The organism is Pantoea sp. E956-1 (assembly GCF_982223955.1).
In genome coordinates, this window is record NZ_CEUYZP010000009.1 from 24,848 (window position 1) to 38,878 (window position 14,031).

At 56.5% G+C, this 14,031-nt stretch carries 16 protein-coding genes; 4 read left to right on the plus strand and 12 right to left on the minus strand.

What is annotated here, in order from left to right:
• Together AC0T7J_RS18910 and AC0T7J_RS18915 are read right to left on the minus strand one after the other, a co-directional pair.
• The gene (locus AC0T7J_RS18910) at positions 1–408 is read right to left on the minus strand and encodes a TIGR03757 family integrating conjugative element protein (RefSeq protein ID WP_473795820.1); all 408 of its coding nucleotides are present in this window, start codon (positions 406–408) and stop codon (positions 1–3) included.
• A gap of 264 nt (positions 409–672) precedes the next feature.
• Positions 673–3,093 carry an ATP-binding protein gene (locus AC0T7J_RS18915; RefSeq protein ID WP_473795823.1) on the minus strand — a complete coding sequence of 807 codons (2,421 nt, stop codon included), beginning with the start codon at positions 3,091–3,093 and terminating at the stop codon, positions 673–675.
• Between the two features lie 659 nt (positions 3,094–3,752).
• On the opposite strand from AC0T7J_RS18915, the gene AC0T7J_RS18920 reads away from it, so the two are divergent.
• Complete coding sequence (locus tag AC0T7J_RS18920) at positions 3,753–4,049, plus strand: DUF3892 domain-containing protein (protein WP_473795826.1); 297 nt, start codon at positions 3,753–3,755, stop codon at positions 4,047–4,049.
• A 306-nt stretch (positions 4,050–4,355) separates the two neighbouring features.
• Here AC0T7J_RS18920 and AC0T7J_RS18925 read toward each other — a convergent pair whose 3' ends face one another.
• From AC0T7J_RS18925 to AC0T7J_RS18970, 10 genes are all read right to left on the minus strand, one after another.
• Positions 4,356–4,760 (minus strand): hypothetical protein, encoded by a 405-nt coding sequence (locus tag AC0T7J_RS18925; RefSeq protein WP_473795829.1) that lies wholly within the window; start codon positions 4,758–4,760, stop codon positions 4,356–4,358.
• A gap of 11 nt (positions 4,761–4,771) precedes the next feature.
• A complete protein-coding gene (locus AC0T7J_RS18930) occupies positions 4,772–7,570 on the minus strand; it encodes a conjugative transfer ATPase (protein WP_473795832.1) in 2,799 nt (932 codons plus the stop codon).
• On the minus strand, positions 7,571–7,987 hold the full coding sequence (locus tag AC0T7J_RS18935) for a TIGR03751 family conjugal transfer lipoprotein (protein WP_031593959.1): 417 nt from the start codon (positions 7,985–7,987) through the stop codon (positions 7,571–7,573). It abuts the gene before it with no gap.
• A gap of 165 nt (positions 7,988–8,152) precedes the next feature.
• Positions 8,153–9,676 carry a TIGR03752 family integrating conjugative element protein gene (locus tag AC0T7J_RS18940; protein WP_473795835.1) on the minus strand — a complete coding sequence of 508 codons (1,524 nt, stop codon included), beginning with the start codon at positions 9,674–9,676 and terminating at the stop codon, positions 8,153–8,155.
• Positions 9,673–10,551, minus strand: a complete 879-nt coding sequence (locus tag AC0T7J_RS18945) for a TIGR03749 family integrating conjugative element protein (protein WP_473795839.1) — start codon at positions 10,549–10,551, stop codon at positions 9,673–9,675. Before AC0T7J_RS18945 ends, AC0T7J_RS18940 begins: the two co-directional genes overlap by 4 nt.
• Positions 10,551–11,210: a PFL_4703 family integrating conjugative element protein gene (locus AC0T7J_RS18950; protein WP_031593962.1), complete on the minus strand. Its 660-nt coding sequence runs from the start codon at positions 11,208–11,210 to the stop codon at positions 10,551–10,553. The genes AC0T7J_RS18945 and AC0T7J_RS18950 overlap by 1 nt, the downstream gene beginning before the upstream one ends.
• Entirely contained in the window at positions 11,207–11,581 is a 375-nt protein-coding gene (locus AC0T7J_RS18955) for a TIGR03750 family conjugal transfer protein (protein ID WP_031593963.1), read from the minus strand. Before AC0T7J_RS18955 ends, AC0T7J_RS18950 begins: the two co-directional genes overlap by 4 nt.
• Positions 11,582–11,590: 9 nt before the next feature.
• On the minus strand, positions 11,591–11,959 hold the full coding sequence (locus AC0T7J_RS18960) for a TIGR03745 family integrating conjugative element membrane protein (RefSeq protein WP_031593964.1): 369 nt from the start codon (positions 11,957–11,959) through the stop codon (positions 11,591–11,593).
• A 12-nt stretch (positions 11,960–11,971) separates the two neighbouring features.
• Entirely contained in the window at positions 11,972–12,217 is a 246-nt protein-coding gene (locus AC0T7J_RS18965; protein WP_031593965.1) for a TIGR03758 family integrating conjugative element protein, read from the minus strand.
• Positions 12,208–12,525 (minus strand): integrative conjugative element protein, RAQPRD family, encoded by a 318-nt coding sequence (locus tag AC0T7J_RS18970; protein WP_031593966.1) that lies wholly within the window; start codon positions 12,523–12,525, stop codon positions 12,208–12,210. Before AC0T7J_RS18970 ends, AC0T7J_RS18965 begins: the two co-directional genes overlap by 10 nt.
• 173 nt (positions 12,526–12,698) lie before the next feature.
• Here AC0T7J_RS18970 and AC0T7J_RS18975 point away from each other — a divergent pair, with 173 nt between their 5' ends.
• From AC0T7J_RS18975 to AC0T7J_RS18985, 3 genes are read left to right on the plus strand one after another with little or no spacing between them, the layout of a single operon-like run.
• Positions 12,699–13,160, plus strand: coding sequence for an STM2901 family protein (locus AC0T7J_RS18975; protein WP_031593967.1), 462 nt, complete (start codon positions 12,699–12,701; stop codon positions 13,158–13,160).
• Entirely contained in the window at positions 13,160–13,477 is a 318-nt protein-coding gene (locus AC0T7J_RS18980; protein ID WP_031593968.1) for a DUF1493 family protein, read from the plus strand. The genes AC0T7J_RS18975 and AC0T7J_RS18980 overlap by 1 nt, the downstream gene beginning before the upstream one ends.
• A 37-nt stretch (positions 13,478–13,514) precedes the next feature.
• Positions 13,515–14,027 carry a GNAT family N-acetyltransferase gene (locus AC0T7J_RS18985; RefSeq protein WP_473795846.1) on the plus strand — a complete coding sequence of 171 codons (513 nt, stop codon included), beginning with the start codon at positions 13,515–13,517 and terminating at the stop codon, positions 14,025–14,027.
• The last annotated feature ends 4 nt before the right edge of the window (positions 14,028–14,031 follow it).

A 14,031-nucleotide genomic window follows, 5' to 3' on the forward strand; every position in this document is an offset into this window, starting at 1 on the left:
TCACGGCTGCTTCTCCCGCCAGGCATCAAGTTTTGCCCGGGCCGCTGCGACGTCGGTGGTGCCATACACCACCCATTTATCGTCGAACACGACGGCGGGGTACTTTTCCAGCCCGAGTGACCAGGCGTGCGCAACGCCGGCATAGCTGCCCGCTAACGCCTGCTGACTCTGACGGAACGCCGGTGAGGCAATGACCGCCTGGGCATGCTGCTCAGCCTGAGCCGGATTTATGGAAAGCGGCCCGAAAAGTTCAGACTGGAGGCGGTCGGGCGCATCCAGTTCGGTGACGGTGACGTCGGGGCTCAGTTCGCCGGTGACGGGGTGAGCATAGTCGGTGTAAATCACGGTGCCGGCATGGGCACTAGCGGTGAGGAACATAACGGTGAGGCTACAGAGGGGGATTTTCATAAATAACACTCCCTGAGTGGATAGTGACGTCAGGGTGCGTTGTTCGCGTGGAAGGGTCAGCAGTTAACTCTTAATTAAGAAATGATAATTCTGCCTGTCATTAGCCAGCGTGGTGACGATGTGAAAAGCATTGCGGAATCAGGGTATAAAGGAAAAAGAATCTGAGCCGGTAAAAAAACAGCTATCACTCTGCAGTGTGGAGCGCATCCGGACGCAGCATTATCAATTGAGTCCGGGCCCCCCCGGGGCCCATTTTTTTATCTCTTAATCCCGCCCGTCACCTTCATCAGCCTGCCGGCATTTAAGATATTCCAGCTCACGGACAAAACCGGCAGCGGCAGCATTGCGCACAATGCTCCATTGCGTTTCGCCTTCCCGCATGAATGGAAGCCATTCATCCGGAACAGGGTTCTCCGGTGGCCGATCAAAGCCCTGCTCGTAACGGTCTTCAGCATCAGCGTGCAAGGGGACATGCCTGGTAAACCACAGGTCAGTGTTTTCCCATGCCTGCATGCCCCATGCGACCAGCGCCTCTTCATCAGAATCAGTCGCACAGGCAAGGAACTCAACAGCCCTGTCATTCAGATTATCTTCTGTTGCCCCGGGTAAAATAGATAAGTAATGCGTTTTACAGGCGTTCAGCCAAAGCTGAGCATCGGACTCCTGCTGCTCATCCTCAGGGCTGTCGGTCGTGACTTCGTCAGTTGCGTACCACTCTTCCATTGCCTGCTGCTCCAGGATGCGTGCAGCATAATTTTCACGCGTCTGCTCAATACCCGCAGCCACCACGATGTTCCAGTCAGTTTTTGCAGGTGCTGCCATATCCGCCCCGTTCAGCTGCTGATTGAGGAAGTTCAGCCAGGAAGTATCCTCCGGTTCGGGTTGTGCGCTGAAGGCTTCTGTCATTCCCGCCTCGCTGATAACGCCCGGCAGTCCTTTTTTCTCCCGCCCGGTACTGGCACGTTCGGTCAGGTAACGTTCCCGCCAGACCGTCCCGTTCGCGCGTTTACCTTCAGCCTCCAGTCTGGTTGTGTACTTCATCAGCCAGACGTGCATGTAACGCTGCCGATCAGGAGCACATGACGTACTGATGTCATGAAAGCGCTGGTAAAAGGCCTCGTCATGCCCGCAGTCCATACTGTCACCCTCATGCGCAGCCTCATGTTCCGTCAGGCTGAACAACAGGCTGGCAGTCTGTAGCGCGTCAGACTTCAGCCTGCGCACGATATCGATGTTATAAGCAATATAGGTCTCTCCGTCCGTCCAGGCATCGGCAGATGTGGACTCACCCAGCAGGATCTGGAAGCGGATACCGCCATAACTACGTGACTGATAGCCTGCTTCCCCCCCCGAGCAGATGGCAGCATATTGAGCAAGGCACCAGCGCAATGCTGTCCATGCCCGTCGCGTTTCCTTATCAAGCTTTTTCTCACTGATCATCTGCGTGCGGTCGATAAAGTTTTCGCTGAGGGTTTCAAAGTCAATCAGCGCCAGGTCGTCCCGCCAGTCAGCGGGCCAGCGCTGCTGCCGGGGTAAATGCTCCCGGTACGCCTGCAGGTTTATGCGCACGCGGCTCAGACACTCCATGAACTCATCCGGCTCGTAACAGCCGAAGCGGGAAAGCGTGATGGGGTGCACCACAGGGGCGATACCGGCACCGGCGATGATTTCCCCGCGCGGAACATCGCGTGCATACCGCGCGAGGGTGAAGCAGTTCTTATCTGTCGCCGCCGGATAGTAGCGGCACTTGCGGATGAAATGCTCAAGCGTGACGTGACGTTTACCGGGCAGGAGCGTGATGACCTCTTCATCGTTCATGAGTTTCTGCAGATCCCCTTCTCCGGAAAGTAATGCGCGGGCCGTGTTCTCCCGTCGCGCTTCAGTTTTACGGTGATGCCCCTGATTGTCAGAAAAATCGGCGGCGAGCTGACTAAACCGTGCGGCAACGGCTTTCCAGACCGGGCAGGTCTTGCGCAGGATTTCGGTACGCGAAACGTTCAGTGCGAGAGGCTTTTTACTGACAATCAGGCCACCGGTGCCCCAGATATGCCCCGGATCATGACGCACAAGCACACCCTGATTGTAAACTGACAGCGCACCATCCTCCCGCAGGCGATACCAGGCCACGTCATCCTCAGCATCCCATTTCTCCAGGGCCGGTTTACGCGTTATAACATTGCCGTTCAGGCTTACCGGCACTGGCGTGTAACGTACCAGGTCACGTATCTCCTGAATACAGGACATCCGCTCCTGAGTGGAGAGCGGCTCATACCACTCACCGCTGATGGTGCACCCCTCCTGAAATTCTTCGGGCTCTGTGAGCTCGTACTCATAGCCCATCACGCGGGTGTCGACCTCCATCTTCCAGCGCTGCGAGCGCCAGACCGTGCGGGCGTGCGCCATAATCTGACCGCGGCCGAGACGAAACCGGCCATAGGTGGCATCGCCCTCACGGTGCGGTGTGCCGAACCGGCCAAAATACCGTTTCACATCTTCACAGGATGCAAAACCGCGCCCGTCATCACGGCAGGTGAAGCCTTCCGGGTTAATATCCAGGATGACCGCGCCCGCACCGGCATCGACGCTGTTCATAATGAGTTCGATGAGGGCTTTGGCCACAGAGCCGGCCTGGCTATAAATGATGTGATGAATGATTTCGGGATCGAGTTCAAAGGGGTGTCGCATCAGAATGCTCCTGTATGGGGTTCAGGACCATTTTCTATATGCGGGATATGGGTTAAATAAGGAAGTCATAGTGCAGGTCTGAAAGAATATCCGGCATGAATAATGCGGATATGAAGGGCAAAACGGCACAATGAAACCGGAAGACAGCTCGGCGGAATCTCCTGAACAATACAGCCTCTGTCGCCGTGCCGCATGTCGGTGGCTGGCGGTAATGAGGATGACGCGATGCGGGAAATGATAGCCAGACGGAGTGAGCACAGCCGGAGCATGGCGGCCGACATATCGCCTGAATGACGTCGTGCGGAGTCGAAGCGGCTATAAAAGCCCGACAGCGTCATAATGAGAGAGCCTAAATCTCATATACGGATAAGGATGGGTATCCTTATGCAAATGCCTGGCATCTTAAAAGGAGAACCATAATGAACAAGTCATCGGGAAACTATTTTTTGCATTGAAAATCCGACTTCCGTTTTATTTAACTCAAATAAATTCACAATGAAAGAAGTTTATGCCAGCACTCAGTAATATAAAGCAGAATCATCTTTAATCAGGAAATACTTTAGATATTTTTCACGCTCATCCTTGAAATCAGTTCTGTGAGAACAGAGATTAAGTAAAGCAGATGCAGGGTGCATCTGCATTTTCCTCTGGAGTCCGTAATGGAAGATTTCTACATCTCAGCAATAAAAATGGACAGTACTGGTCAGCATATTGAATATGTGAAAGTTTGTAAAAACAATGGTAGCTCGATCGGACCGACCACTATTAATTCGCGTATCTTTGTGGGAGAACTCATCAATACAGGAAAAATTGAGTTCAAAACTATCACCCAGAATAAAGCAGATGGCAAATGGTATCCCGGCGCTAAAGTTGAAGTAACGGACGACGGGTACATTACGACTCACCCAAACAAGACTACTCTCGACAACCTGGGTAATCTCCCCAAATTTGTCTGATACATGAGCTTCCAACTTAACTTTAAAGCCGTCAACTAGGGCGGCTTTTTTTGCCAGAATCATTTCTCTTATTTAAAGCTATATGCGCACAGATATTTCGTGATCTGTGCTGACTTATAGGTATAAAACATAGCTAGCTGTGGTTATCCTCCGTGTTTGTTAAACCCGGCTGTTCATTTTGATGAGAGCAGCTAATCTGCAATTTAATTCAATAACAATATTCACGGGCTCTATGCCGCCCGCACCCGCAGCCTCCTTTATCGCCCGACACCAGACACCGGTGCCGGGCGATAAAGGAGGGCCGGTTTAATGGCTCATTTCAGCTTCTGTCGCGCGATCTATCTCCTTCAGCACCCACAACATATCGGTCGCATCTGGCACACAAATATTCCAGCGAATGCCGGTTCTGTAATCCACCCCGGATGGCCATAGCGTGTTGCCTGTGACGGTGATGAGAATGTCCAGTGCCTTATTATTGGCACCGGAGAGATGCACGGCCGTGCAGCTCCGGCGTCCTACCCGATGCGGGTAGACTGAAACCAGCAGCGGGTGTTCAAGGCGCTGACATATCTCTTCCCGCAGCTGCAGGATAGCAAGGTTATCCGTCTCACCAACCGAAGCCTGTCCCTGCGGCGGGACGGTAAAAATGACAGTGGCAACTATAGGCTTGTCCTGGACAACCAGTGGCGGCGCCATGGTCAGTTTTTTCATAAAATCCCCTGTCAGTGAATAAGACCACGGCTCTCGTCAAGACGACGTGCAACATGGTAAACGGCCTCTAGTTCCGTGCAGTTAAATTCATCCATAATGGCCCGGCGCTCTGCTTTCTCTTCTTTTTCGGTCATGCCCAGCGCCAGATAGAGGCTCGGCGGCACCGCCCTGAACAGCGCCTGAACTTTGCGCGACAGAATGACGCCTTCGGTATATTTGCGCGGCAGTTTGGTGGCAGAGAGCAGCATCGCCTTCTGCTCATCATTAAGCGTTTTGAACCGGGCAATCTGCTCAACCTCTTCAGGGGGCATCACCAGACAAATCCACCACTCGGCCATGTTGAGCATCTTTTTCGACGTATCGGGGAAGTCGGCGAGATTCTGGGTAAATATCCACAACCAGGTGCCCAGCTTACGCCACATTTTGGCAATTTTGGTGGCATACGGACCCAGCAGCGGGTTGGTGGTGACGATATGTCCCTCATCAATGGGCACGATGATGTCACGGTCGAGATACTGGTCGCGCTCGGCGATGTTGTTGATGGTGTTCAGCAGGGAGATAACCGCCACGGCCATCTGCGCCTCGTACCCTTCGCGGGCCAGCTGTCCCAGGTCGACAATCGTGACGTCAGCCTCCGGCCAGGGAGTGCCCGGGCGGTTGAACAGTTCGCCTTCAAAGCCTTCCGTGAACATGCGCAGGGCCTCCGACATCTCTTCCGCGCGTGAGCGGCGGGCAGGCGTGCGTTTTTCGCGGCCGTCATCGCCCTGGCTGACGTCATGGGCAATGTCCTGCAGCGCAAACATCAGGTCCCCGGGCAGCATCTGACGAGACTCAGCGTAAACCTTACGGGCCGCATTCATGATGGCTTCGCGGATCATCCCCCGGTCGGCCCGCGTCATTCTGGACTCTTCCGGGGCTTCACCACCGGTAATCATCAGGCGGGCGGCAATTTCCATCTCGCCCAGAACGTCGCGTTCGCCGTCTTCGTCATCCTCATCGTCTGTTTCCGGCAGGTCTTCCTCACTGATGAGCAGCTCGTCGGCCTTTGCCTTCATCAGCAGATGCGAATCACCAAAGGGTGCCAGCGACACGACTTTGCCGGGCTTGATGCTGACGCGATGAACGCTGAGGCCCAGCGACGCGCAGTAATCCCCGTACAGGCCGAAGCTGTTACCCGCCTCAATCAGGAATATACGTGAACGGTAGATGGCCACCATCTGCGACAGCTTGTCCACCGCCGTGGCAGACTTACCGGCACCGGTCGGGCCAAACAGCATCAGGTGTGCGTTCTGGGTGCGATCATCTTTATTAAGCGGATCAACAGACAGCGGTCCGCCGCCCCGGTTAAAAAAGGTCAGTCCGTGATGGCCGGTGCCGGTGTCGCGCCCGTAAACCGGTGACAGGCAGGCGAAGTGCTGGACAAACATCAGGCGCGTGTACCAGTTGTGCCGGTCATGCTGCGGGTTAAAACACATCGGCAGCGCCCGCATGTAGGTGCTTAGCGGGCCGATATCGTGTTCCGGATTGACCGGCTCCAGCCCGCAGTTCAGCAGCTTACTGCTGAGATCAAGGTAACGTTTGCTCAGCGCATCCTCATCCTTACCTTTTATCAGCAGGGTAATGGCCGCCCGGTAAAGCTTGTGCTTGTTACCCAGATACGTGCGGGCCGTGGCAGCGTCCTCGCGGGCGCGCAGCGATTCGACGTTTTCCCCCATTGAGTTGCGGCTCAGGCTGGCAAAGTTTGCCTCCAGCCTGTCCTGCGGCTGCACGACGAGGGTCATGGCCAGCACGGTGCCTTCCGGCAGCAGATCCATAATGGCGTTGATGTTGTCGCCGCGCTTTACCTCGCCGGTGAGATGGCCGGTCTGGGGGCGGGAGCGGAGCCGGGCAACCGGCACTGCCTTGTGCGCAACGTTGTCAAACCACCATATGCCCCTGTCCGCATCACTGCGGGGACGGGTAAACCACAGGCTTTCGCTGAAGTCATTGAGCAGCGGAAGGTCGCCGGGCGTATCATCGCTGTGGCGGGCGCAGCGGTAAAGCGTGGCCTTGTCCGTCCACTGTGGGGCCGGGTTAAACCAGCGCAGCAGCCAGTTATGGATCTGCTCGCCGTTCTGGCGTATGGAACGGATGCCGGCGCCGCTCATCGCCGAGGTCAGACGGCCGCAGACCTGATTCAGTAATACTTCTGGCGCCATCGGATCGCGGTAAGGCTTTTCCACCCAGCGGTAAACCACCATGCGCGTGCGACGGATCTGCCCGCGCCAGGGCGCACCGGTCACGGATTCATCCACAAACAGGCCTTTTTCAGCCGCCACGTTTTTCAGGTGACGCTCCTGCTCGTTCAGCCAGGCCTCAGTGAAGGTCGTTCCCTGCGCCCGGGGCCTGACATAAGCACGGATGGAGTCCATGTAAGCCGACAGGTCGGAGTCGTCCTGACAGAAGAACTGCACCACCCACTGGTGAGAGTCCAGCTCCGGGATACTGTCCTGCAGGGCGTTTTCCACCACGTCACGGATTTCTTCAAGCCGGGATTCCGGACGGCCTTCTGTGCCGACGGGCGTCAGCTCATAAACCGCGCCGACCGAAATACCGTCATCGAGCAGGATACACTGATGTTCCGGCAGGTATTCCCCCCAGGGAACGTGGTCAATAATGGAGGGGCCGGTGGCATACAGGCCCGACTCATCGGCATGCGTCAGGCGACCATCGCGGGAAAGAGGCTCATGGCCATCAACCGAAAACGGCCCGTCACCATGCTGATGTTCAGTCTGCGTCTCACGACTGCGACGAAAAAGGCGAAAAGCCATCTACAGCGCCTCCGTGCGTTCACCGGGCAGCGCATACTGCACCTGGCTGTAGAACGGGAACACGGTGCTGTAGCCCGGCACAGGCGTGTTGCCGTCGGCCAGGTGTGGAAACACATACATCACCATGTCAGGGTTGGGCAGGCGCGGAAAGGTCTGCTGGATTTCGTTTTCCTGGGTGCGGCTGTAGCTGTCCCGGGTCTGCTGGCCGATCGTGCGCTCGCTATCAGACACCGGCCGGCGCAGCGTGGTGCGGCTCTCCGCCGTAGCGTGCGTGGTGGACGCACCGTTATTCCAGAGTTCCAGCATGCTGCTGTCCCCCGGGGGCAGCATTTCATCTTTGGAGGTACTGCAGCCGCTCAGCATCAGCGCGACTGTACCGCTCAGGATGATTAACATTAAGGCGTTATTCTTAAGCATTATCAGCCTCCATAGTGCCCCGTTCAGAAATGACTACTACGTCCTGCGGTTCAGCCTCGCACCTACCCGTTTCACAACGGATAAAACCGGCATACATGCAGCCACTGAGCGGTGTATACCCAACGTGGTACTCAGGTTCATTGCTGTCTTTAATCTGGCTGTTCATCAGTCCATCCCCGTGCCTGAGCCTGCCAGGCTGAAGTCGTATTTAACCCTGCGCCCTTTTTCTTCGTAGTCGATCGCCAGCTGGCGGGTGATATGCAGCGCTACGGTCTGGCCCGGCGGCACGTATATCGCGTCAAACGTCTGGCCATAACGCTGCTTTACCCAGTCCACGGTTTCTTTCATGCTCCCGGACAGCGATTTACCCAGCACGGCCTGTCCCGCGTCACCGGTAAGCGTCTGCGTCACGCCGCCCATGGCGTTGGTCTGGCCCGTCATCTGGTTCTGGGAAAGTGCATCGCCGGCAGCAGCAGCGCCGGCCAGCAGGCTGATAGTCGGCAGATAGGTAGAGGCGTTGCTTTTACGGGTGCCGGAGATACAGGGAATACCGTTGTCATCGGACAGCCAGCCGATGCTGTTACTGCCGTTACCGCTGCTGTTCTGCGAATTCTGGTTATTACCGCCGCTGTTCTGACTGTCCGGCGACGGCAGTGTGCGCACAGTTCCGTCCGCGAACACAAATGTGATGCTGGTAATCGACCCGCGCACGCAGGACAGCGTCCAGTCACCGGTCGCCGTACCGGACACGATGGCACCCTGAACGTCCGGCAGCTCGATGCCGTTGGCCGTCAGGTTGTCTTTGCCGAGCATCACCTTGAACGGATACGGGTCGGTGACTTTGCCGTCAACAGGAATGCGGCCGAGCAGCGCCGTCATGGCGCGACTGCCGACCAGCGTGGAGTTTTCCGGCAGCGTAAATACCGGGTCGACAGGTTTCACCGTATCCGGAACGACCTGACTGACGGCAGTGGACACCGCCGCGCCGGTCTGTTTCCCGGCGTCACCCGCTTCACCGAACGACGTGGCAAACGAGAAGCCGGTTGCGCTGTTTTTATTGCTGTCGTTGACGTGTTTGCCGCTGGCATCCACCGGGATACCGTCTTTCGGCTCGACCCACTGCAGACCGTCCCCGGAGGGTGATGACACCGTTACGCTGGCGCTGTTGCCACTGTCATAGCCCAGTCCAATCGGTATATCGCTGCCGGGTGCGTTGCTTTTGTCAGGCGTTGCGGCATTTTTGCTTTTTAACTGCTCAAGCATCTGTCCGACCTGCGAACTGAGGTCGGAAACCTGTGCGCTGAGCTTTGCCCGCTTGTCAGCCTCGTCTGCCCGGGCGTTGGCCATGGCCTCGTTGATTTGCGCATCCACGTTACTGTTAGTCTTTTTCAGCTCCGCGTTTTCCTCATTCAGCTTTTTGTTATCGCCGGCGAGCACATCCAGCCGGTCCTGAACGTGGCGAAAGTTGCCCACTATCGTGCGCAGGGTGTCCTGCGGCGTGTCGCCTTCCACACCCAGCGCCTTGAGTTCATCAGGCGACAGGTCTTTCAGCGCTGCATTGGTGTTTTTTTGCGTGGACGTCGTTTTTTCCTTTGAATCCGAGCAGGATTTGACGCCAACGACGATGGCGGCGGTCAACACCACCGGCACCGCAATTTTCACTAACAGGTTTGCACCGGGCTGGCTCATTTCTTCGCCCTCCGTGCCGTTTTGGGCATGACCGCGACGGGTTCAGCAATAAACGCGCCTTCAGGACGTCCCTGAATGACCAGGTATACGACCGTTGTGTCTTCCGGCGTGCCGGCACGGCCCAGCCAGCGGTGCTGAAAGGTTGCAGTCTCGAACTGGCCCTGCAGTTCACGCGGGTCGAGGACCACCTTGTCGGTTGAACGGTTACGCACCTGCAGCGCCACCACACTGTCTCCCAGCAGACTCCAGGCCGCCATCGGCGTGACCGAAACGGGCTCACCGGGCATCAGCGTTGTGATGGAGGAAGGCAGCTTCATCGACACAGGGCTGATGCCCGGCACCGGCTCGACGGTGCGAACAGGGCCGTACAGGCTCTGGGCGGCATAGCGGGTCAGCACCACCGGCAGCGGGGCACTGAGTTTTGGCGGTTTGCGTGCCGGAGGAGCGTCAGCCGCTGAAGATGTGCTTTTGCTGCCGCCGGCATCGCCGCTCACGGTCTGTCTGTCACTGGCCGTTGCCGTAGCCACCTCACCGTCATATACCAGTTTTACCGGTTCGCGAGTCACCTTGCCGGGCGCGGCGCTGACGTCAAGGAGGATGACCTCGCCGTTTTCCTTGTCCTGCAGCTCGATGCGCGTCACCGGAAAGGCATCGCTGGCGTCAAAATAGACCGCGCCGCCGGTGCTCTGGATGCGCACTTTGCCGTTGAGGGACGGCGGGAACCCCACGCGCACGTTTTTATTCACAAACACGATGCGCTCCTGGCCGACAGTGAGCGGCATCTGGAGCGGGATACGCTCCCATTTCATAAGTTCAACCGCCTGCGTCAGGCCTGAAACAAGAAGCAGGCACAGCAGTATCAGAGGGCGTTTCATCACTGGAAAACTCCTGACTTTTTCTCCGGCTCCGCCTGCGGAATGGCTTCAAGCTGCTGCGGCGTGGAATCATAGCAGTCCAGTGCCAGGCCAAACGGGTTGCGCGCCGGATCACCTTCCCAGCGCACGACTTTGAGGGGGTAGCGTACCAGGGCGCGTTTGACCTTCTCGGTGTGATAATACTCGTCTGCCACCAGGTCGAGCCGGACTACCCAGTGGTCGTCACTCAGAATGTCGACGCTGCTGTCGCTGTAGCCACGGCGCGGAATTTCATACACCACCCGCACGCGGTCCTTAAGCTCGCCGCTGTTTTTACGAAACTCGTAATCTCTGTTCAGGAAGTCCTGGCAGGCCGGCGTCAGGTAGGGGCTGAGCTGGGCAATCTTCGCCGCATAGTCCACCTCACCGTTAGTCGGCCAGGCGTTGAGCTGCTGGAAAATGTAGAACGCAAAGGCGTACACCGTATAGGGCGGGATGACCCACCACTTCTGCGTGCTGCCCGACCGCAGGTCGGGGGGAATGTGGATAGTCATATCCGAGGGCGCCCGCATCCAGCCAACAGACGTGACCAGCAGGCCGGCGAACAGCAGCCCGCAGGCAACACGCAGGGAAAAAATGTGATTATCCCGCGCGGTGATCCCGTTACGAAACCGGCTCATGTGCGCCTCCTTAATGACAGTCCGGACGTCCGCTGAAGCTCCCAGGCGCGGCTGGCCAGAATCATCGATCGCGACAGGCCCAGACGGCAGCGGATTTGCTCCAGCCGCTGCCAGATATAATTTTCGGGCTTGCCGCGCTTGTAGGCGGCAACCCATCCCCCGCCAATAAAGACGGCGACGATCGGCATCAGCAGCGTGCAGACCGGAAACGCCAGCCAGCCGACATGTGGCACCAGGCACAGCGGCACGGCCAGCGGAATACCCGCCAGGCTGCCCGCGCCCGCCGCCAGCAGAAACTCGCCGGCGGTAAACCCCCGGTATACCACGGGCGGATAATTGAGCCGGTCAGGGAGAAAGTCGATAACGGCCATAATCGATCCTCAGAGAATGTCTGCAGCTTTGGTCGCGAGAAAAATAACCACAAGGATAAGGATGATGCCGACGACGCTGTAAAGGATGAGTTCTGTCCAGGTGCCTTTACCCTTACGAACATCATGAAACGCAGTGATAACGGCGTGCGCCACCGCCAGGAAGGCTGCGACGGTGACCAGAAGACCAATCCCCAGGCCTGCCATCTTGATGTAGGCCATCCAGGTATTCCACAATCCGCCACCGCCACCCGTTGTCGGTTGCTCAACACTGGGCAGGCCAGCCCATGCCTGATTTGCCGCCAATGCCACAGGCAACATCAGCAGCGTTACGCGTAACCGTGCGGCACGGCAGAGCCTCATCAGAAAAAAGCATTTCATAGCGGTATCCTTTCAGTTAAAGAAGAAAAACAGGGTCAGCAGCCAGAGGATCGCCAGCCGGATAAAAAGCTCATTGATTTGCTGGAATCTTACAGTTTTGGACGCGAGCCCCCGGTAGGCCTGTACCAGTGTCCAGGCAGAAAACAGCAGCATCACGACGGCGAGCGTGCTCAGGATGAGGATATTCAGCTGTCCGGGCGTGAGGCTGTTGCCGGTGCCCGCCGCCCAGCCGGAGGTCTGTGCGCCGTTCATCGCCATGCCGGCTCCTGCGCCCGGTACTGGCCGTTGACAGAGGCTGAACTGGCATATGGCTGAGCGCGGGACGGTTCAAGGTAGGTGGAAATACCCTGCTTCATGGTAGCGATGTCGCGGGTGGCCTGCTGATAGTCAAAGTAAAAGCGGGCGTCCTGGTTCTGGTTCGCCACCACGCGGGCGCGGTCAAGGCCCGCCTGAACCTGATCCAGCTGGCGCATCACCAGCGCGAGCTCGTCCTTTTCTGAGGCATGACACGCCACGGCGGGCACGACGCAGGCAAGGAGTGCAATGAAAGGGGGTAAACGGCGCATGTACGGCTCTCCCGGGTAACAGATTGCGGTGAGAGTGACGCAACCGCGCACGCCTGACAGCAGTAAAATCTTTATGGATTTCTGAAAATAAAAGCAGATTGTTTCTGGCGAAATGCGTGCCGGCTGAGCGATGATTAACTGAACAGTGCAATCACAACCGAAGCGAAGGGCACATGGACACGACCGAAGAGCTTAATGGCACGTATTTCTACGGCGGATACACCAACGTTACCCACGTCCAGCTGTTCTGGCTCGTAGGCGTTCAGGTAGTGAGTGAACACCTCGGTCTTGCGGCGGCTGATGCTGCGATGGTTCTGGCCGGACAACCCCTGATACCGACCCGTGCAAAGCCGCTGGGTGCGACTAAAGGCACATCAGTCGCCTCACTGACCTCCCGATATCTGCTGAATTACCGTTTTCCAAGGGGTATGTTGCTTCCGACACTCAATGGCAAAACCATCAGTCAGCTGCATGTAAGCTGGACCAATCATCTGGGTGCATTCGTTGGCCGCAATGTCCCCTGGCTGGGCTGGATAATGACGTTTACCACGGTCTATAACATTTTTAACGATATCCGCAGCACCTACAACCGCGTAGCCCGCCCCGAACACCGCATTCAGTGGACGTACTTTTAATGGACAGCCTGAGCGAAGAAATTATTACCTTTGTCAGAGAAAACTATGCCCGCCGCCAGTTTATCGTCTGGGGTAAACGTCACCCCGTCACCCCTGAAACCAGTCTTCGGGATGACCTGAAACTCACTATAGAAACGGCAGACGCGTTGATGCATGAGTATTTTGAACGCTGGAAAGTTGAAAGGCTGGGCTTTGATATCAGGGATTATGTTCATCCGGAACTGCCAGGAACGGGAGATATTCCAGATCCCCATAAGCCGCTGACGGTTAACATGCTTATCGCTTCGGCCAGGGCTGGTCACTGGCTTTACCAGTAATTTTGACTCAGTAAACTCTATAGGCAGGACAAAGCGGATGACTTTAATTTTGCGGGAAGCAAGGCAGTCTGATGCTTCGCTCCTGAATGAGCTGGGTGTCAGAACATACACCCATCATTTTGAAAAGTACTGGACACACAGGGAGGAACTGGACGATTTCCTTCTGCAGGAGTATTCGTTACAGGTCATTAAAAGGAGCCTTGCCGACCCTTCCGCAGGCTGGTATGTCGCAGAGACTTCGGCTCCGGTTGGGTTTGTAAAAGTTATATGGCATTGCACTATTCCTGAAACAACACTTCACGGTACGCTTCTGAAAAAGCTCTACCTCACGGAAGGCACGACAGGGAAACGCTACGGTCAACTTATATTCAATGAAGTTGCCGAAATGGCGAAAGAAAGAGGCAGTGACTTTCTGTGGCTTGAGGTGCTTAAAGAAAATACCCGTGCGCGTAGATTTTATGAAAGACAGGGTATGACGTTTATCAGGGATAATTTTTATAACACCGCCAGCCAGGATGTTACGGTGCATGTTCTGGGCATGAACCTGTGAATCC